General features: G+C 41.9%; 17 protein-coding genes and 3 tRNA genes. 4 read left to right on the top strand and 16 right to left on the bottom strand.

Annotation, left to right across the window (positions count from 1 at the left end; all coding sequences use genetic code 11):
- Nucleotides 1-31: 31 nt before the first annotated feature.
- The 5 genes from rodA to JW794_05000 all read right to left on the bottom strand — a co-directional run bounded on the left by rodA (nucleotide 32) and on the right by JW794_05000 (nucleotide 3,159).
- On the bottom strand, nucleotides 32-1,255 hold the full coding sequence (gene rodA, locus JW794_05020; GenBank protein MBN2017474.1) for a rod shape-determining protein RodA: 1,224 nt from the start codon (nucleotides 1,253-1,255) through the stop codon (nucleotides 32-34).
- Complete coding sequence (locus tag JW794_05015) at nucleotides 1,256-2,806, bottom strand: YifB family Mg chelatase-like AAA ATPase (protein ID MBN2017473.1); 1,551 nt, start codon at nucleotides 2,804-2,806, stop codon at nucleotides 1,256-1,258.
- 70 nt (nucleotides 2,807-2,876) lie between these two features.
- Nucleotides 2,877-2,953: transfer RNA gene (locus JW794_05010), tRNA-Arg, on the bottom strand.
- 36 nt (nucleotides 2,954-2,989) lie between these two features.
- Nucleotides 2,990-3,066, bottom strand: a tRNA-Met gene (locus tag JW794_05005).
- Nucleotides 3,067-3,082: 16 nt separating this feature from the next.
- Nucleotides 3,083-3,159: transfer RNA gene (locus JW794_05000), tRNA-Met, on the bottom strand.
- Between the two features lie 210 nt (nucleotides 3,160-3,369).
- On the opposite strand from JW794_05000, the gene JW794_04995 reads away from it, so the two are divergent.
- From JW794_04995 to JW794_04980, 4 genes are read left to right on the top strand one after another with little or no spacing between them, the layout of a single operon-like run.
- Nucleotides 3,370-4,803: a TolC family protein gene (locus tag JW794_04995; GenBank protein MBN2017472.1), complete on the top strand. Its 1,434-nt coding sequence runs from the start codon at nucleotides 3,370-3,372 to the stop codon at nucleotides 4,801-4,803.
- Between the two features lie 13 nt (nucleotides 4,804-4,816).
- Nucleotides 4,817-5,794 carry an efflux RND transporter periplasmic adaptor subunit gene (locus JW794_04990; GenBank protein ID MBN2017471.1) on the top strand — a complete coding sequence of 326 codons (978 nt, stop codon included), beginning with the start codon at nucleotides 4,817-4,819 and terminating at the stop codon, nucleotides 5,792-5,794.
- A gap of 36 nt (nucleotides 5,795-5,830) precedes the next feature.
- Nucleotides 5,831-6,979: an ABC transporter permease gene (locus JW794_04985; protein ID MBN2017470.1), complete on the top strand. Its 1,149-nt coding sequence runs from the start codon at nucleotides 5,831-5,833 to the stop codon at nucleotides 6,977-6,979.
- A complete protein-coding gene (locus tag JW794_04980) occupies nucleotides 6,976-8,127 on the top strand; it encodes an ABC transporter permease (GenBank protein MBN2017469.1) in 1,152 nt (383 codons plus the stop codon). Before JW794_04985 ends, JW794_04980 begins: the two co-directional genes overlap by 4 nt.
- Nucleotides 8,128-8,134: 7 nt before the next feature.
- Here JW794_04980 and JW794_04975 read toward each other — a convergent pair whose 3' ends face one another.
- The 11 genes from JW794_04975 to JW794_04925 all read right to left on the bottom strand — a co-directional run.
- Complete coding sequence (locus JW794_04975) at nucleotides 8,135-9,043, bottom strand: hypothetical protein (GenBank protein MBN2017468.1); 909 nt, start codon at nucleotides 9,041-9,043, stop codon at nucleotides 8,135-8,137.
- A 7-nt stretch (nucleotides 9,044-9,050) separates the two neighbouring features.
- On the bottom strand, nucleotides 9,051-9,956 hold the full coding sequence (locus tag JW794_04970; GenBank protein MBN2017467.1) for a hypothetical protein: 906 nt from the start codon (nucleotides 9,954-9,956) through the stop codon (nucleotides 9,051-9,053).
- Complete coding sequence (locus JW794_04965) at nucleotides 9,953-12,445, bottom strand: lamin tail domain-containing protein (GenBank protein ID MBN2017466.1); 2,493 nt, start codon at nucleotides 12,443-12,445, stop codon at nucleotides 9,953-9,955. The genes JW794_04970 and JW794_04965 overlap by 4 nt, the downstream gene beginning before the upstream one ends.
- Before the next feature lie 17 nt (nucleotides 12,446-12,462).
- Nucleotides 12,463-13,521: a DUF4837 family protein gene (locus JW794_04960; GenBank protein MBN2017465.1), complete on the bottom strand. Its 1,059-nt coding sequence runs from the start codon at nucleotides 13,519-13,521 to the stop codon at nucleotides 12,463-12,465.
- Nucleotides 13,511-14,062, bottom strand: a complete 552-nt coding sequence (pgsA, locus tag JW794_04955) for a CDP-diacylglycerol--glycerol-3-phosphate 3-phosphatidyltransferase (GenBank protein ID MBN2017464.1) — start codon at nucleotides 14,060-14,062, stop codon at nucleotides 13,511-13,513. The genes JW794_04960 and pgsA overlap by 11 nt, the downstream gene beginning before the upstream one ends.
- Nucleotides 14,049-14,924 carry a hypothetical protein gene (locus tag JW794_04950; GenBank protein ID MBN2017463.1) on the bottom strand — a complete coding sequence of 292 codons (876 nt, stop codon included), beginning with the start codon at nucleotides 14,922-14,924 and terminating at the stop codon, nucleotides 14,049-14,051. The genes pgsA and JW794_04950 overlap by 14 nt, the downstream gene beginning before the upstream one ends.
- Nucleotides 14,921-15,625, bottom strand: coding sequence for a methyltransferase (locus JW794_04945; GenBank protein MBN2017462.1), 705 nt, complete (start codon nucleotides 15,623-15,625; stop codon nucleotides 14,921-14,923). The genes JW794_04950 and JW794_04945 overlap by 4 nt, the downstream gene beginning before the upstream one ends.
- 6 nt (nucleotides 15,626-15,631) lie before the next feature.
- Nucleotides 15,632-16,063, bottom strand: coding sequence for a dUTP diphosphatase (dut, locus tag JW794_04940; protein MBN2017461.1), 432 nt, complete (start codon nucleotides 16,061-16,063; stop codon nucleotides 15,632-15,634).
- Nucleotides 16,063-16,953 (bottom strand): polyprenyl synthetase family protein, encoded by an 891-nt coding sequence (locus tag JW794_04935; protein MBN2017460.1) that lies wholly within the window; start codon nucleotides 16,951-16,953, stop codon nucleotides 16,063-16,065. Before JW794_04935 ends, dut begins: the two co-directional genes overlap by 1 nt.
- Before the next feature lie 25 nt (nucleotides 16,954-16,978).
- A complete protein-coding gene (gene xseB / locus JW794_04930) occupies nucleotides 16,979-17,191 on the bottom strand; it encodes an exodeoxyribonuclease VII small subunit (protein ID MBN2017459.1) in 213 nt (70 codons plus the stop codon).
- Nucleotides 17,192-17,686 (bottom strand): thiamine diphosphokinase (locus tag JW794_04925; protein ID MBN2017458.1); only part of this gene is annotated, 495 nt, incomplete at its 5' end.

The raw sequence follows: 17,686 nt of genomic DNA, 5'->3' as shown, positions 1-17,686 counted from the left end.
ATCACGCAAGAAAAATTTTGGCCAATTTTCATCACACAAAACTCCGCTCTCGTGCATACTTAAAAATAAGCCCCATCGAAGCCATACTTACAAGCAGACTGCTTCCGCCATAGCTGATAAATGGAAGTGGAATTCCAACGACAGGAATAATGCCGATATTCATGCCGATATTCACGATAATCTGAAAAATGAAATAGGATAAAATACCTGCAATAATAAGTCTCCGCTTATTGATTCTGATCTTTCTCAGGATTATCACGATCCGCCACAAGAGAACAACAAACAGGATAAGCAATATGAAACACCCAACGAAACCAAGCTCTTCACCGATGACGGAGAAGATAAAATCCGAATGCTGTTCTGGTAAAAAGTTCAAGTTCTTTTGAGTTCCCTGCAAGAAACCCTTTCCAAAAATCCCGCCTGATCCTACTGCAATTTTGGACTGTATGATCTGATATCCGCTTCCAAGTACATCAAATTTCGGATTTATAAACGCAAGAATCCTGTTCCTTTGATACTCGTGCAAGCTCCACCATATGTACGGTGTTATCAAAGAAATAAAGGCATTTCCAATAAGGATGGCACCCGCGGGAAAAAGAGAAACTCTTTTTAGTATAAGCAGAAGAAGGAGTATCACATCAAAAACGATCCAATACAACACATTGAATCCAACAAGGATGCTCACAATCGGTGTAATAATAATAAACAACGTGAAGAAGGAGACGCCAGCAAAATAGAGCATCGGGAACAGAATCGCAAAAAATACCAGCGCACTGCCCAGATCAGGTTGCCTTAATACAAGAAGCGCTGGTATAATAGCTATGAGAAAACCGTATAATACAATTTTGGTTGTGGGAATATACTTTGTTGAAAATACCTTTGCAAGAAGGAGTATGACACCAAGTTTTGCAAACTCAGACGGTTGAAGAGAAATATTTCCCAGGCTTATCCAACGGTGCACGCCCTTGATCGCAGGCAGGATCAGAACTACTATCAACATTAATAAAACAATAATGTTATAAGGAACGACCACCAGATCCAAAATCACATCAGGGATATAGAGAATAGTAAGAAAGACACCAACTCCAATGGCGATCCAAATAAGCTGCTTTACATAATAATCGCTTACAACAACCTTTTCTCCGATTTTCTGTACAGACGCACTGTAAAGAGCTAACGTGCCAAAAATCAAAAGAAGGATAAGCACAAGCATAAGCTTCCAGTCAAATTTTTGAATGATATCTGTGGAACCCATTTATATCCAGTATTTCCTGTCGAGACTCCTATATTGAATTGCTTCACTGATATGAGCTGGTGTTATCTGGTTGCTGTTTTCAAGGTCTGCAATCGTTCTCGAAACCTTGAGAATACGGTCGTAAGCCCGTGCCGAGAGTCCCAATTTTTCAATTGCGATCTTCATCAACTTCTTTCCTTCATCGTCGATCCTGCAGAATTCACGGATCTGCTTCGATTCCATGTCTGCATTGGAAAATATCTTCTTTGCAAATTCGAAGCGTTTATGTTGAACTTTTCTTGCTGCGTTTACCCGTTTCTGAATTTCAACAGATTTCTCGCCCTTCGGATCTCGAGATAACTCATCATATTTGACGGCAGGCACTTCTACGTGTATATCGATTCTGTCGAGAAGCGGTCCTGATATTCGTGAGACATATTTCTGAATTATCGTAGGTGAGCAGGTACATGTATGCCCTTCAACATTACTTCCATAATACCCGCATGGGCAGGGATTCATTGATGCTACGAGCATGAAGTTTGCAGGAAATGTAAGGGATTGTACTGCTCTTGAGATCGTAACGATACCGTCTTCCAATGGCTGTCTGAGCACCTCTAATACTGTTTTCTTGAACTCCGGAAGTTCGTCCAAAAAGAGCACGCCGTTGTGTGCAAGCGAAACTTCTCCCGGTTTTGGATAACTTCCGCCACCTATAAGGGCAACATCACTAATTGTATGATGCGGAGCCCTAAACGGTCGTGTTGCAATAAGAGAATGTTCCTGTGCTGTTTTGCCGGCAACAGAGTGTATTTTTGTTGTTGTCAGCGCTTCCTCCAGAGTAAGCTGGGGTAGTATCGTTGGTACCCTTCTTGCAAGCATGGTTTTGCCTGAACCCGGTGGACCGATCATCAGGATATTATGACCACCGGCTGCTGCTACTTCGAGAGCTCGTTTTACATTGTATTGACCCTTCACATCGAACATGTCGATCGTTTCCCTTGATTCCTTTTCAAACAGAGAAGAAATATCAATATGAAGCGGTTCTATTTGTTCTCTATCTTCCAGAAATGAAAGACATTCTCCAAGGGTTTTTACCGGATAGATCGATATGCCGTCAACGACTGCAGCTTCTTTTGCATTTTCTTCAGGAACGATCAGCCCTTCGAGCTTTTTTTCTTTCGCTGCAATCGTTGTGGGTAAAATTCCCTTAACCGGACGAACCTCTCCGTTGAGAGATAGCTCTCCAACCATGCCGATTGTTTCCAGTTTTTGCGGGCTTGGATATGCCTGTTGAAGCGAAGTGACCATCCCCACAGCAATCGGCAGATCAAAACCTACACCCTCTTTTTTTACATCAGCAGGAGCTAGATTCACAGTATAAGCACGTGCAGGTTTCTTATAACCATTATTTTTTATGGCTGCAGTCACCCTGTCCTTGCTCTCTTTCACAGAGTTAGTCGGCAAGCCAACCATCGTGAAATAGGGCATAGAAACATGCTTGGTATCAACTTCAACCTCAATCGGAATGGCGTCGATGCCTAAAATTGAAAAAGAAATTAATTTTGTGAACATAGGACAAATAGGAGAATAAAAGTTTGATTGGTCAAGATATAAAACGGTGAATTTTATATGTGATAAAAAATGGCACGCCAGAGAGGATTCGAACCTCTGACCCACAGCTTAGAAGGCTGTTGCTCTATCCTGCTGAGCTACTGGCGCGCAAAGAAAAAAACTGCCTGTGCGGCAGCAAAAAAATGGTAGCGATGCAGGGACTTGAACCCCGGACACTCGGATTATGATTCCGATGCTCTAACCAGCTGAGCTACATCGCCGAGAATTCTTAAAAAATGGTAGCGGGGGCAGGATTTGAACCTACGACCTTCAGGTTATGAGCCTGACGAGCTACCAGACTGCTCCACCCCGCGTCGAGAATTACAACATTTTTAAGTGCCTTCTCTGCTGTCAAGAAAATGAACACATATCTATAATGAACAATATATGAATCCTATCATCTAAGCTCAAACTTCTGTGGTCTAAATAATTCCTAAAATAATTGAGGTATTTGACTTTTTATCAAACCTATTCATAAAAGAACGAAAACGAAATCCGGTTTTAGCAAAATAATAGGATATAATATGAAAAAATTTTTATTCATTTCCCTTTGTTTAACGTTTTTCATGACCTCTCTTTATGCCCTACAGATCGAACTGAGTTTAGAAGCTGCTGTTGACAGTGCACTTGTCAATAACCAGAAAATAAAGCAACAGGAAGAAGTCGTTCGTCAGAAAGAGTATCTGAACAGAGCAGCAATTGGTAATTTTCTCCCGTCATTAGATCTCTTTGCTGGATACACCTACCTGAGTGATAATCCGCTATTTGATACAGAAAAGATCAAAGAATCGATCGATGACATGTTTGGTGATTACGGAGCTGTGATGGCACGTCAGCTCGGACTCTCGCCCGGAACACAACAAGAAATACATGATATTATCGTTTCTGGGCTGGGTACACTCCCTGCATACAAGCTTGAAATCGACCAACAACAATACAAAAACGCTAACCTTGTTCTCACCCAGCCAATTTTTCTTGGGGGAGAAATCTGGGCTGGAAAGAAATTCGCACAAGCCCAACTCGATTTTGCAAATGAAACACTCTATAAGACCAGGAATGAAATCATACAAAACACAACCCAACAATATCTCTCTGTAATACTCCTACAACGAGTGGTCGCATTGAGAAAAAATGCTTTATCCGGCATAAAAAAACACGAAGACCAAGCAGAACGGGCGATCGAAACGGGCATCATAGCTCCACCTGAAATTATCAGGGCTCAGGTTGCCGTTGCAAATGCGGAAAGAAATCTCCAGGATGCTCAGAACGAACTTGCCCTTGCTAAATCTGCTTTTCGTGCCACGCTAAGTTTACCTGCTTATACTGCTCTACACCTGACCGACTCTCTTTACTTCCATGATATGCAGCTGGATCTTACTGAAACAAAAGAACTTGCACTTGCCCAGAACTCTATCCTCAGAGAAATCGACCACAAGCAGAAGATGGCAGATCAGGCATTTGCGGTAAAACGAGCAAAATTCCTGCCGCAGATCGTAGCGATGGGAGAGTACAATTTAATCCGGGAAGATTATCCCATCATCCTTCCCCGTTACTCGCTTGGGGTTCAGCTTGAACTCAATCTCTTTCACGGCATGAAGAAAGTAAACGAATTAAAATCTGCAAAACATCTTATCCGCGAAGTGCAGGTTGCCAAGAAGTATGCTGAGGACGAGATCATGCTTCTTGCAGAAGATCTTTTCTATAAAACTGAAAATAATAAAACACGTTTTCTCAAGCTGAAACCGACAGTCGAACTTGCAAAGAAAAACCTGGAAATCAACGAAACCCGATTTCGCGAAGGGCTCGGGAAATCGATCGATGTCATCGATGCTCAACTTCTGTATCAGGCAGCCTCTATCGAACGCCTGCTCTCTTTGTACGACTATTACTCATCTCTGACACAGCTTTTCCTTGTTATTGGAGAGCCCCAAAAAATCATTTCATTGTTTGAAGAATAAATTGGAGATATATATGAATAAAAAAAATCTACTTCTGCTCATACCTTTGATCCTGATCCTCATTGCAATCGTTTTTCTCTTGCTTCACTCCTGTTCTCCATCAAAAGAGGTTTTTACCGGTACTTTTGAGACAACTGTCATTGATGTTGCATCTGAAATACCCGGCAGGATCGATACGATCTATGTGGATCGGGGAGATGTCGTACAAAAAGGACAGCTCCTTGCTACGATCCAGCCCAATATTATGAATGCAAAGCTTGGTCAGGCACAGGGAGTACTCCAGGCAGCACAGGCATTGGTTGAAAAAGCAGAGAGCGGCACGCGGGAACAGGAAAAAACTGCAGCTAAAAATCAGTATGAGATGGCAAAAAGTCAGTTTGATTTCGCAGAGAGAACCTATGTCCGCTTCAAGGTTCTGTATGCGGACAGCATTATTTCCGAGCAGGAAATGGACGAGATCGAGTTCAAATACCATGCTGCAGAAGACCAGATGAATGCTGCAAAAGCAATATATGATATGGCGCTACAAGGTGCACGTGTCGAGGATATCGATGCTGCAAAGGGAGAATATCTCGAGGCACATAATGTGTATAAAGAAGCCCTTGCGTATCATAATGAGCTTGAGGTCATCGCTCCTGTTTCCGGCGAAGTTTGCAGCAAAATTGCACATCCCGGCGAAGTAATGGGTGCCGGATATCCTTTGCTTTCCATTCAAATCCCCGAAGAAATCTACCTCCTTCTGAATGTGCGTGAGGACAAGCTCTCCTTCTTCCAAAAAGGACATCTCTGCAAGGTCAAAATACCGGCTCTTAAAAACAAAGAATTCGAATTCAAGGTTCATTTTATTTCTGTCATGGCGGATTTTGCTACGTGGGTTCCTACAAAGGCAACAGGGCAATTTGACCTGAAAACCTTCGAGGTCCATCTCAAGCCGGTTTCGAATATCGATGGATTGCATCCCGGCATGACCGCACAGGTATATCCAAAGTAATATATGAACTTTCAGCCGATTTTTTTCCGTGTCACCCTGCGGGAGATCGATAGGATAATTCACAGAAAATCAACAAGGAATCTGCTTCTCTTTGTTCCGGTTTGTGTGTTCTTTTTGCTCTCTTTCATCTATGTAAAAGGAATTTTGCACGACATCCCGGTTGCGGTTTATGATAAGGACAACACAGAACTTTCTCGAACAATCGTACGCTTTATCGAAGCTTCTCCCGAAACAAAGATCGTCCGTTATCTCAACTCAACAGACAACATAAAACAAATCTTTCTTGAAAATCACAATATCGAAGCAATATACGAAATCCCAAAAGGTCTCTCGAACGACATTCTGTCCGGCAAAAGTACCAAGATCGGGGTGTACACAAACTCCTCTAATATTATTTTTGGAAATACAATATATAAGGAAGCGGAAGATGTGGTGAACACGATCAATGCTGGCATCCTGATCGAAGCATTTGTAAAAAAGGGCATGACTAAAGAGCAGGCAATGAATCTTGCGCTGCCCATACGTGTGGATGTCAAGCCGCTTTTTAATCCGAATTATAATTATCTCTACTATCTCGTGCCCGGGCTTATGACCGTACTTCTGCAGATGATCATCTTTTTTGTGTCAACACGCGCAATCAATTCGGAGTTCAATGAGAACACCTTTACCCAGCTCGTTTCTGTGGCAAAAGGAAAAATCACGAACATCCTTTTCGGCAAGGCATTCGCTTATCTCATCATGGGATTGCTCATCCTGCTGTTCATCCTTGGTATTGTGTATCCGCTCTTTGGAATACCCATAAGCGGTAGTCTTATCTTCATCCTTGGATTTTCCTCGATCTTTCTCTGTGCGGTGATCTTTCTTGGCTTAATGCTTTCTGCAATTGTAAAAGACGAAATCCTCGCGCTGGATATTGCATTTTTCTATAATTCACCCGCATTTGTGTTCAGCGGCTTCACCTTTCCCATATTTGCAATGCCCTGGTTCGATAAATTTTATGCGCAACTCATTCCTTATACTCATTTCCTGTACGGCTTCTTCAAACTTTTCCAGATGAATACTCCAGCCCGGTATGCACAACCAGAAATACTCGTCTTGCTTCTCTTTATGCTTGTTGGTTGTATGGGAAGCATTATTGCGTTGCGAATTCGCATTAAGAAGTTCCCGAAACGGATGGGATCATGAAAACTTTCTTCAAAGTCTTTTCACGCGAACTCGGTATTATTTTCAAGGATCATAGTATCATACTAACAGTACTTATTGCGCCCATTCTCTATGCTTTCTTCCTCGGTTCGATCTATCTGTATAAAGATGCAGACCAGATCAGTTTTGCCGTTGTTGATATGGATAGAACGCTGACCACCCGGGAACTCTACCGGTTCATGGATGCCACTCAGAAGATCAAAATGATCGGCACATTGGGCAGTTACGAGGAGGGGGTCGATCACCTTTATAAGATGGACATCAATGGATTCATTTATTTTCCAAAAGGGTTTGAGGATGACCTAAAATCTCTCGCTGGTGCGGATGTAAAACTCTATCTGAACACAACCCGCTTCATGCCCTCGAACGATCTGAATAATGCTGTTCAGGAGATACTTCTAATGTATGGAGCTGGAGTTCGTTTGCGTTACTTTGAAGCAAAAGGCATGACCCAGAAGACTGCAATTGAACTGGTTGAACCTCTTTCCGCAGAAGTGCATCCCATCTATAATACCACGAATTGTTATGGAAACTTCCTCCTCCCTGGCTTGTTCCTTCTCATCCTCCAACAGACACTTCTGATCGGCTTCGGTGAAAGCATTGCAAAAGAGAATGAGAAAAATAAATTTTCTGCGCTCTTTGCCGCTGGCAAGAACAACCTGCTGCAGATGCTTTCCGGCAAAAGTGGGTTTTATTTTCTTTTATATGTGGCTTATTTTCTGTTCTTTTTCGCAGTCGTTTTTCATGCCTTTGAAATCCCGATAACGGGCAACCTGCTTGCTGTGGCTGTGATGTGCATGCTCTTTTTGTTCTCGGTTTTATTCTATACACTATTTGTTGCATCCTTCTTCCATAGCCAGAAAAGGTATATGGAAATTATCGCATTCACCTCTTATCCTCTGTTTTTAATATGTGGCTACTCCTGGCCAATCTCGACCATGCCCCTTCCCATTAAATGGCTCTCTCATACGATCCCTACTACACCATTTTTTAATGGATTTATTAAACTCAGCGTAATGGGGGGAGGGTGGCTTTCTGTTAGAGGTTATGCATTGCATTTGGTGATTTTATCGATTGTTTCCTTTATTGCGATGATGTGGAGATGGAGATATTTGGAATCTCGTTCATAAGTGTCCCCTACAGCTCAAACCTCACCCCGACCCTTAACACGACAGAGTTGAGATCCATCTGTTCGAGAGTTCGTATGTCCGGCACCTTTCTCCAGAGAACCTCCGTATAAATTTTATCTTTATAACTCAATCCCAAGCCATATGCACTATATAGGTCCGGGAACAGGTTAAATCGTATCGCTCCATCTTCCATACCTCTTGAATAGACAAAACCTGCATGAAATATCCCGTATCCGCGAAATCCTGCAATCTGCGGTATTGGAGCAGCTTTTACGAACAAGTATGCCGGCAGGATGATTATCGAGTCATCGTTGCCCAGATCTTGTTCCCATTGAACATTTATCCCGTATCCTATATGGTAGATCTCCCTGAAGGTTCGCGTGAACTCCACTGCGAGTTCCGGAATATTGACCCTCGAGTAATTTTCATGCCCCTCTTCCTCCACATCGAAAGAGCACTGAGCTAACCCGCTGGAAACGAGAATATACTCGGTTGGTTTCTTCCTTTTTGTTGATATTTTTACTGATAATAGCGTATCGGCACCAAATGTTTTAAACTGAACTGTTACTTCCTTAAAATCAAATCCCGATCTGCCAATAGCATCAATGCCGACCATCGCGAGCCCGACAGGTATGAGGGGGTAACAAAACACGATGTTTTTGAGCATTTCCACGCTTGGTTTGGTTTTAAGCGTATAATAAAACTTGTACTCGTCCTGCATTATGAATGTGACATCCTGGGTTTTTATTTTCCATAGATCGGCAGAAACCGGCATTTGACCGATGTGTTTTTCGTTTATTAAAACATCCACGCTGTCTGTTTCACTTGAAAACGAAACTTCCTCGATCGGGCCATGTGATATGGTTGCACAAGCAGAAAGTATAATAACCAAAAAACATAACGCTATATTTTTCATAATCTCTTTATTGCAATATATTTGGAAGCCTGAATCCAACCTTCAAACCAATAGATTCGGTAGGCATTTTAGGGCACTTATGTGAAATACCTTTTATTAATATTTCTGCATATATTTTCTTTCCCAAATCCATCCCAACTCCAAAGGCAATATAAAAATACTGTCTTGAGCAAGAAAATGGTTCTTCGTTATTCGCAAAAATATCTCCACCCCCAAGATGTAATAAAACATAACCCCTATTAATATTTTCTACTTTTGGAGCTCCCTTAAAAAGAAAATATAATGTATAATAGGTTACATTATCGTTTTTTTTATATTGTAGGAGTCCATAATTTCCCCCGATTCCGAAATGTAGAATATCTCTTAAGGATAAAATGGTTTCAAAGTAAAGATCCCCTGTAACAATATTTTTTCTGTCTCCACTTTCGCCAACTTTCCCATAACATCCGCCGCCGGATAGTAATAAATATAGCTCTGGTTTGATCCTCCATGGTTCTGTCTGTACTTCTAATGTGACTTCATTGCCTTCTGCTTTGTTAATTGTACTCTTTAATTTCTTGCTAACTTTCTTATCAACAAACGTCCATCCTCCTCCAGAAATAATGTCGGTTCCAATTCCAATAAGGCATAATTCTGGAGCAACAAGAAGAAGGTTCAATAATACCGCAGGACTGATTGTTTTCTTAAGTACGTATTTAGCTTTCGTTCCGTTTGGGTATATTAATGTGACTTCCTTTCTTCCAAACGTACTGATTTCTGCTGAAGTTGGAGTATACCCTATTTTCTTTCCAGAAACCCATACTTCTGTACTGTCGGGTTTACTGGTAAACATAACCTCTTCCTTCGTTCCTTGAGTAATCGTCGCACAGCCAGAAATGATTACTATCAGAAGCAAATAACATACTTTCTTCATTTTTCTCCTATGACCATCGTGGTTGCCTTTTCGTACATCCTACCACCCTGCTTTCCACCACCTTCCATATGTACAATATATATGCCGATCGGTACGACATCTCCGTTCTCGTTCTTGCAGTCCCAGATAACCGTTCCCTGCGAGCCGACCCATTGCTGGTCTGTAAGCCATCGCAGCATCCTGCCCTTCATATCAAAGATGCGGATATTGATCTGTGAGATAGGTTCCGGCAGGTTATATTCGATGAGGACAGATTTCTTTTCCCTGTACGATAACGGATTAGGGGTAACGGTGAGTTCGACATCAGGAATAATGTGCTCGACATATAAGCTGTTCTTTTTGCCCGGCGTTCCACCGAAACTACTTACGGAACTATCCCAGTTATCTGTATTTTCAGTTGGCAGATGCGGATTGATCCGTTCGAGTGAATTGTCTTCGATCTCTTTCCAGTCACTGTAATAATGTATGCTGTCGATCATGCAACCATTTGCATCAAAGAGCATGAGTATATCATCGCCATTATTGAGCGAGGGTAGATTCCAAGCGAACACAAAATTAGGCAATGTATCTAAATATGTAAAGTGTGTCTTCAGGGTAAGTGTGTCATTTAAATTCGGGAGAATCACGAGATATTCGTTTTGGGAAATCGTTTTCTGAGATGATTCGATGATAAGAGTATCGTTCTCGTCAGCAATTGTCCATCCTGAAATATTGAGTGGAAAATCGAAGATGTTAAGTAGCTCTATCCATTCGGGTTGGTCTCCAGTAGGTGCTGCCTGGATCTCGTTGATACAAAGTGGGTGTGACCCGATCGTGTTATGGGTTGTCAGCAAAAGATTATTTGAAAGGTCCATATCCTGCGAATCTTTGATATAAAATCCATATTGATAATAACCTGTTTCCGGTTCAAAGGTGTAGGAAAAACTCGTCGTGTCACCAGATGGGAGTTCAAATAATCCTGTCCACATTCCTTCTCCTTCTTCATAATGGTCGTTCCGGTTCAGATCATCGAAGAAGATGTATTCGATATCATACATGGGATTAAAACCAATGTTTTTGCATTTCCCCGTTAAGGTAAGATCTTCCCCGTTTTTCTGTTTCATAAGCGCAGTTACGGCAATGTCATATTGCTTTGGCGTGATGCTGTTAACCCGTCCCGGTGTTGCACCAAGACTATCTTTGGAAACACCCCAATTATCTGGGATTTCTTCATAAGGATTGATGCGCTCCAGGGAATAATTGTAGGAACATGAAAACTGAGTGGGATCGTAGCCCATGGAATCAAGCTGGGTATAGTATTTATCTGAGATGAAAACTTCATCGGGAGAAGTGTTGTTCAGCGATGCCCAATCGTTGGTCTGCGCAAGTGTTATGTCATATTCATAATAAACTTTCACGGCGGTTGTATCTTCGGTTAAGACGATATATGAAAACGGAAGAAGCTTTTTCTGTGAAATAACCGTGCACCAGCTCGAAGTGGCATCTTTCATATGCCAGTCCATAACAGTGAAAGTGTCCGCAGAATTATTGAACAGTTCGATCCACTCAACGTTCGGTGTGCCGGGCATGTACATGATCTCGTTAATAATAATCGGAGAATTGCCGACAAGAAAAGACGATTCGTAAGAATTGTTTGATGGGGTTGTGTCTGTCGATAGGATAAGTTCAATATAATAATCATATAATCCATTTGCAAATGTGCCTAGAAGCAGTTCGATCTGGTGCGTGTTATGGCTCTGGATTTCTTCTTGAATAACTCCTTGCGTAACAAGTGCCCCACATAAAAATACTTTATATGAGCAACTGTCTGCCTGTATTTGAATATCTGAGTTGTTATAGGCAGAAAAGTGCAGATACACCTGGTCTGTACTGTCAGGGTGTTCCGGTTGAATCGATACATTCTGTATAATGACATCCTGGGGAATCTCGTTTGGTGCACCCGGTGTGGGGTATTCGCATTCGAAGAAATCTTCTTCGCAATTATCGGTATCATGCCCGTTCGGATAGCGTATCAGCGAATGTCCAGAAGAGACATCGACAGTAAAATAGATCCCCGGCTGGTGAGCGTCTCCGGGAAGATTGTTGGAATTTGGAGAATCATACAAGATCGTATCAATGGTATCTCCTTCTGCGGTCAGGATACGAACGCCGTCTGTTGCGGTTCCTCCATTTTGAAAAGCAAGGGATCCAATAAGATCTGCTTCCGGTACCTGTGATTCTCCCACAAGAAGATATTGTTGGGGATAGATCGTGTATTCGGGAAAGGTAAAACACACCTCGAACGCTGTTCCTGCTTTCTCAATCTGCCAACCTTCTAATTGAACAGGTTGGGTGCCTGTGTTATAAAGTTCAATCCATTCATGCCCGGTATCTCCTCCGGCTGGATCGTAGAAAAGTTCATTAATTTTAATACCCTGTGCGTGAGCTTTTTGTAGGAATATGCACAGTGCTATCATGCTTGCAAATGCTACAAGAATTCGTTTTCTCATGGAGCCCTCCTGGCTGTTTATTTGTTTTCTATGATGTTAAATGTATTGCTGATAATTTCCAGTCCGATCAATGCCCGAAGTTTATCACCTTCCGGGAAAAATACTGAATTATCGATCATGTATGCCATCTTCTGCTGTTCGTCATAGAAGCCCCAGCATGCAAATGCACCGCCGGTGTAGCTTTTCGTGTTCTGCCATCTGCCGGATAGTTTATATGCAGGATGCCCGAGGAATTCCGTATTCTCCTGCCTGACATCTTCTTTTGTTATTGTGTCACCATTATAATATTTTTCCCCGATCTCAAGGCGTTTTTCAAAGAGCCATTCTTTAGAAACGCGGTTTTCCTGCATGGGTTCCCAATACACCCCAAGGAATCTGTCGGGGTACTTCTTTACTCTACAAAGGTACGATACAAAGTGATGTTCATCGTCCCTTCGATAAACATTATACTGAGAGGGAAGTTCCAAAAACCACAGATAGTGCCCCTTCTCGTATGCTATTTCCGTTTCATTCAATCCGGGCCTATATACAACTTCTTCTATTCGCTCGAACTCAGCTTCTTCATATATGTCGAATATCAAATTTAAATTCTCGAAGGTATAGAGAAGGAGTGTTTCGAGATCTTTTCCCAGGAGGAAAATCACGCGCTGGTCTCGTGCCCAAAGGTCTTTCGCGGCGATCACCGTTGCAGGTAGTGAGTCTCCTATCATAGCAGCTTGTTCTGGGATGACCTCTTTTACATATTTGGATACAGGTTTATTCGAATTCACATTGCAGAAAAAGAGCAGGTTGGCAAATTTATAGTAGGTGTGAATGTTTTTGATATCGTGTTTTTCAATGGTAAAAAGCCTTTCATTGGTTGTTGTAAAAAAAGTTCGTTCGAGGGATTTTTTTAGTTCGAGCTGTCCATAATCCCATGCTTTTTGGTCTGCATAGGTAAAGATTCTGTGAGACTGTCCCCAGGATAGCGGTTTCTTGTGGTCTGTGCTGCTCTTTCGTGCTGATGGTCCGTTATCACAACCGGTGAAAAATACTATAAGACTCAAAGCAACAACAGGTATCAAACTACGTCTCATGCCGCTCCTTCCGAACCTGATTTATATAAATTATTGCTGAAACCCACGATAAACCAGCAATCAAAAAATACATAATAAGAAGGAATGTGTCAATTATTCCAAATGATGGTAGTACTGCTTTATATGCAAGGGTTATGATAATCGTGGTCATCTGGGTGGTTGTCTTTGCCTTGCCGTAGCTGTTCGCCGCAAGGAAAATCCCTTTCTTTTTCAGCACTTCTCGATAGATCGTCATGAAGATCTCACGTAACAGAATAATGGCTGTGAGCCACCAGAATAATACTCCCCAGAGAGAAAAGATGATCAGAGCAGAAGCAACAACAAGCTTGTCTGCCAGCGGATCGACGATCTTCCCGAAGTTCGATACATACCCATACTTGCGTGCAATAATACCGTCAAATGTATCTGTTAGCGCCGCCACAACAAAGACAACGAGAGAAGCAATATACAATTCCTTCAACGACAGATAAATGAACACCGGTATCAGAATGATCCTGATGACCGTAAGTGCATTCGGTATCTGACGTTTAAGCTTTTCCACTTTTCTTGAATACCACTTTTGTTTTTTCCTTGTCTTTGAACAACAGGTTGATCATCGAGATCAATACGTATAGACCAAGAAGGACACAAACAGAGCGCCAGCCATCATTGAACTCCAATATATTCGTGTTAAAGAGCAGGAGCAGGTCATCGCCAAAGAGGAGGATAAGCACTTCAAACATTCCTGCTACAACGACAATTGTGATCAAACACTCCAATATTAGATGTGGTACTTTGAAAATCGGTTTGATGTTCAGACTCTTCCAGAGTTTCCACTTCTCTTTCTGTCTGCTTCTCATAAGGCGTCTTACAAGGAAAAGAACAAAGCTGAAAAGGATCAGTACCAGTATTTGGGGACTCCATTTGAAGCGCGTGAAAAGTGAATGTATCGTGCCAAGTCGTGCAACCTCGATCTCATTATAATCGATCTGCTGGATGCGTTCATCTGACGTGAGGGAATCTACCATCACAGTAAAAATTTTTGATGAAAATTCAGGCGGGTTGAGATTTGCCTGTACAAAATCGGGTATCTTGTCCGGATCGACCCACTGCGGAAGAGTTGTCAATCCGTAGCTTTGCTGTAATTCCGCTATTGTTTCTGTGCTTGTTATGAGTTTATGGTTCTCGATCACCGGATAGGTCAGGATGGTCATCATAACATCTTCGGTTTGAGCTTGGGGATTGATATATACAATAACCGGTGTTTTTGCGATCTCCTCGTGAAGCACTTTTTCAAGAAATTGTTCGGCATAAAACATTGCAAGCAGAACGAGTGCGGTGAGCAGGATCAGGAACCAGATAATGATCAGGTGTCCTATCAGGTCCGAATACAGTTTTCTGAACAGCGAAAAGAAACCTTTCATGTGCGTTTTATCATCTCCATAACAAATAATGAGCTACTTTGAGCAAATTTAGATAAATCCGTTTTCCTTTGTGAAGATTTCCATGTCCCGATAGGATTTTTCAAGTCCTGAAAAAAGCTGATTTTTGTAATATCGAGATGTGATAACCGTTCTGTTTTCTCAACACATTCGTTTATGCGCTGGATGGGATACACAATAAATCCAAATCCTTGAGGTTTCAGGAGATATTCAAATGAATTCAATACATCATCCATTGTGCAGAGAATTTCGTACCGCGCGTGGTGTTTCTCTTTAACAGGACTTGGCTTGCCAGAACCCTTCGGAAAGAAGGGGGGATTTGAAAAGACACAATCAAATTTTCCGGGATTAAAAAAGTCTTTGATCTTCCGCCCGTCTGCTTTTATAAGTACAACTCTATTTTCAAGTCCGGCATGGATAATATTCTCTTTAGCAAGATGAAACAGCGAGTCCTGGATCTCGATGGCTGTAATCGTAATATTTTTTAGTTTTGCTGCCAGAAGCAATGATATGATGCCAGAGCCAGTACCGAATTCGAAAGCATTTCCACGAAAATCGAATCCAAGCCGTTTGATGATCGTGTACAGCAAGATCAACGAGTCTTCTGTGCTTCTGTAACCTCTTTTATTTTGCAGTAAATGTAAATTTTTATATTGCAGGTCATCCTGGGTCGTTTCACGCATGATCGACTATCCCGTATGACCAAACCCACCATCGTTTCGTTCTGTTTCCTCAAGAGAAGAACTCTCTTCGAGTTCAGCGTGTTCAAACTTTGCAAATACCATTTGTGCGATCCTCATTTCTCTCGTGATTCGAAAGGGTTCATTTCCAAAATTAAAAAGTATTACTTTTACTTCTCCCCTGTAATCTGCATCGATCGTGCCTGGTGAGTTCAGTACGCCGATCCCGTGTTTGGCTGAAAGACCGCTGCGAGGTCTAACCTGCCCCTCATAACCAGTTGGGATCTCGACAGATATTCCCGTTGGAATTAACCCAACTTCTCCCTTTTTAAGTATGTATTCATCAATATCAGCATACAGATCATAACCGGAAGAATGTTCGGTCATTTTTTGAGGTGTTTGTGCTGTATTGGTAAGTTTTCGAAATTTTACCGTTATCATCAAAATTCCCGGGTTGCAATATACACACAGATCTTTTTGAGGAATTCTGCTTTGGGACCATAATAGGTTATGATGTTCTGTGCTTTCAGCATGAGCTCATCGCGCTTCTCTTTTGCCTTTGCAAGACCATAAACCTGAGGATAGGTAGCTTTGCCAACCTTTACGTCTTTGCCGGATTTCTTCCCGAGTTTTTTAGTTGTACCTTCGACATCGAGAATATCATCCACAATTTGGAAAAGAAGCCCTAGTGTTTCACCAAACTCAGTTATGCGTATGATATCATCCTCGCTTGCTTCAGCCATGATAGCCCCAAATCGAATTGCCATGCAGATCAACTTGGCGGTTTTATTCACATGTATATAGTCGAGTGTTTCTGTATTTACTTTTTTGCCTTCGCTTATAATATCCACAACCTGTCCTGCGATCAACCCTCTGCTGCCTGTTATCTCGGCAAACTCGGAAATGATCTGGGCTTTGAACTTCGGCTTTACATCAAGTTCGAGCATCAGTCGGAATGCCTCCACAATAAGTGCGTCACCTGCAAGAAGCGCAATGTCTTCTCCAAACTCAACATGATTTGAGGACTTCCCTCTTCGAAGATCGTCGTCGTCGATGTCCGGCAGGTCGTCGTGTATCAAAGAATACGTATGAATGAGTTCGATCGCTGCTGCAACAGGCAGAATCTTCTTATCCATGTGCCCGAAGAGCTGGTATGTTGTAATTGTCAGATACGGTCTGATACGCTTTCCGCCTGCAAAAAGGGTGTATCTCATCGCTTTATGTATGATCTTAGGATATTCATCTTTTCGAGGTAAAAACCGATCGATAACAATGTTAACAAGCTCTCGCTTTTCTTTCACGTCTTTTTTCAATCGCATCATTTTTGTCATGTGGGTGCTCCTTTAGACCAACACTTTATTGGTCGGTCTGGTTCTCATCTTCTTCAACGTCGTTGAGCATAGCGATCTTATTCTCGATCTTTTTCAGCTTTGAGGAGCATTGTTTGATGAGATTGATACCCTCTTCATAATACTCAAGGGACCTTTCGATATCTATATTGCCTTCTTCGAGCTTCTCTACAATTGTCTGAAGCCGCTCAAGCGCTTTTTCAAACTTAACTTCTGTCATTTATCGTCCTCGTATAATTAATAAGATCCCGGATGAGATTCTTATGGTAATTTTATTATCTGATGCAACATTACTAACTCCGCGCGATCGGTCTCGATAAAGAATTTCGTCTTTCAACTGATATTTTAAGCCGGCAGTTGATTTGACAAAAACCTGTTGAGATAGCGGAATCAAGGATATCTCCGCACCGATCTGTTCTTGAAAATTTATCTCATCCTGGTCGTGAAGAACAAAAATCTCGTTCTTCCTGTTGATAAAATAAAGCGAAAGCCCTTTTTGTAAAAAGCTTTCTGCTAAAAAAATATTTGCAAGGGAATGATCCAGCCGTCCATTCACTGCGTTTACCATGGTAACAGTGTCAAACCCTTTCTCTACACAATAATCAAGGGCTATCTCACTGTCTGTCTTTTCTTTTTCTGGTGGAAATTCTAGGATCTCTATTTGCTCGGCCAGAATGTTCAGAGCATCGTCTGAAACTGAATCGAGATCGCCAAT

The sequence above is a fragment of the Candidatus Cloacimonadota bacterium genome, from assembly GCA_016932035.1.
Lineage (GTDB): Bacteria > Cloacimonadota > Cloacimonadia > JGIOTU-2 > JGIOTU-2 > Celaenobacter.
This window is presented reverse-complemented; position numbering and strand designations above follow the sequence as displayed.

Excerpts from the sequence above, each read along its gene's own strand:
- rodA (MBN2017474.1), bottom strand. The coding sequence starts at position 1,255 with ATGGGTTCCACAGATATCATTCAAAAATTTGACTGGAAGCTTATGCTT.
- JW794_04990 (MBN2017471.1), top strand. The coding sequence starts at position 4,817 with ATGAATAAAAAAAATCTACTTCTGCTCATACCTTTGATCCTGATCCTC.
- JW794_04960 (MBN2017465.1), bottom strand. The coding sequence starts at position 13,521 with ATGAGACGTAGTTTGATACCTGTTGTTGCTTTGAGTCTTATAGTATTT.
- JW794_05015 (MBN2017473.1), bottom strand. The coding sequence starts at position 2,806 with ATGTTCACAAAATTAATTTCTTTTTCAATTTTAGGCATCGACGCCATT.
- JW794_04980 (MBN2017469.1), top strand. The coding sequence starts at position 6,976 with ATGAAAACTTTCTTCAAAGTCTTTTCACGCGAACTCGGTATTATTTTC.
- JW794_04975 (MBN2017468.1), bottom strand. The coding sequence starts at position 9,043 with ATGAAAAATATAGCGTTATGTTTTTTGGTTATTATACTTTCTGCTTGT.
- JW794_04945 (MBN2017462.1), bottom strand. The coding sequence starts at position 15,625 with ATGCGTGAAACGACCCAGGATGACCTGCAATATAAAAATTTACATTTA.
- JW794_04950 (MBN2017463.1), bottom strand. The coding sequence starts at position 14,924 with ATGAAAGGTTTCTTTTCGCTGTTCAGAAAACTGTATTCGGACCTGATA.
- JW794_04995 (MBN2017472.1), top strand. The coding sequence starts at position 3,370 with ATGAAAAAATTTTTATTCATTTCCCTTTGTTTAACGTTTTTCATGACC.
- JW794_04965 (MBN2017466.1), bottom strand. The coding sequence starts at position 12,445 with ATGAGAAAACGAATTCTTGTAGCATTTGCAAGCATGATAGCACTGTGC.
- xseB (MBN2017459.1), bottom strand. The coding sequence starts at position 17,191 with ATGACAGAAGTTAAGTTTGAAAAAGCGCTTGAGCGGCTTCAGACAATT.
- JW794_04970 (MBN2017467.1), bottom strand. The coding sequence starts at position 9,956 with ATGAAGAAAGTATGTTATTTGCTTCTGATAGTAATCATTTCTGGCTGT.
- JW794_04935 (MBN2017460.1), bottom strand. The coding sequence starts at position 16,953 with ATGACAAAAATGATGCGATTGAAAAAAGACGTGAAAGAAAAGCGAGAG.
- dut (MBN2017461.1), bottom strand. The coding sequence starts at position 16,063 with ATGATAACGGTAAAATTTCGAAAACTTACCAATACAGCACAAACACCT.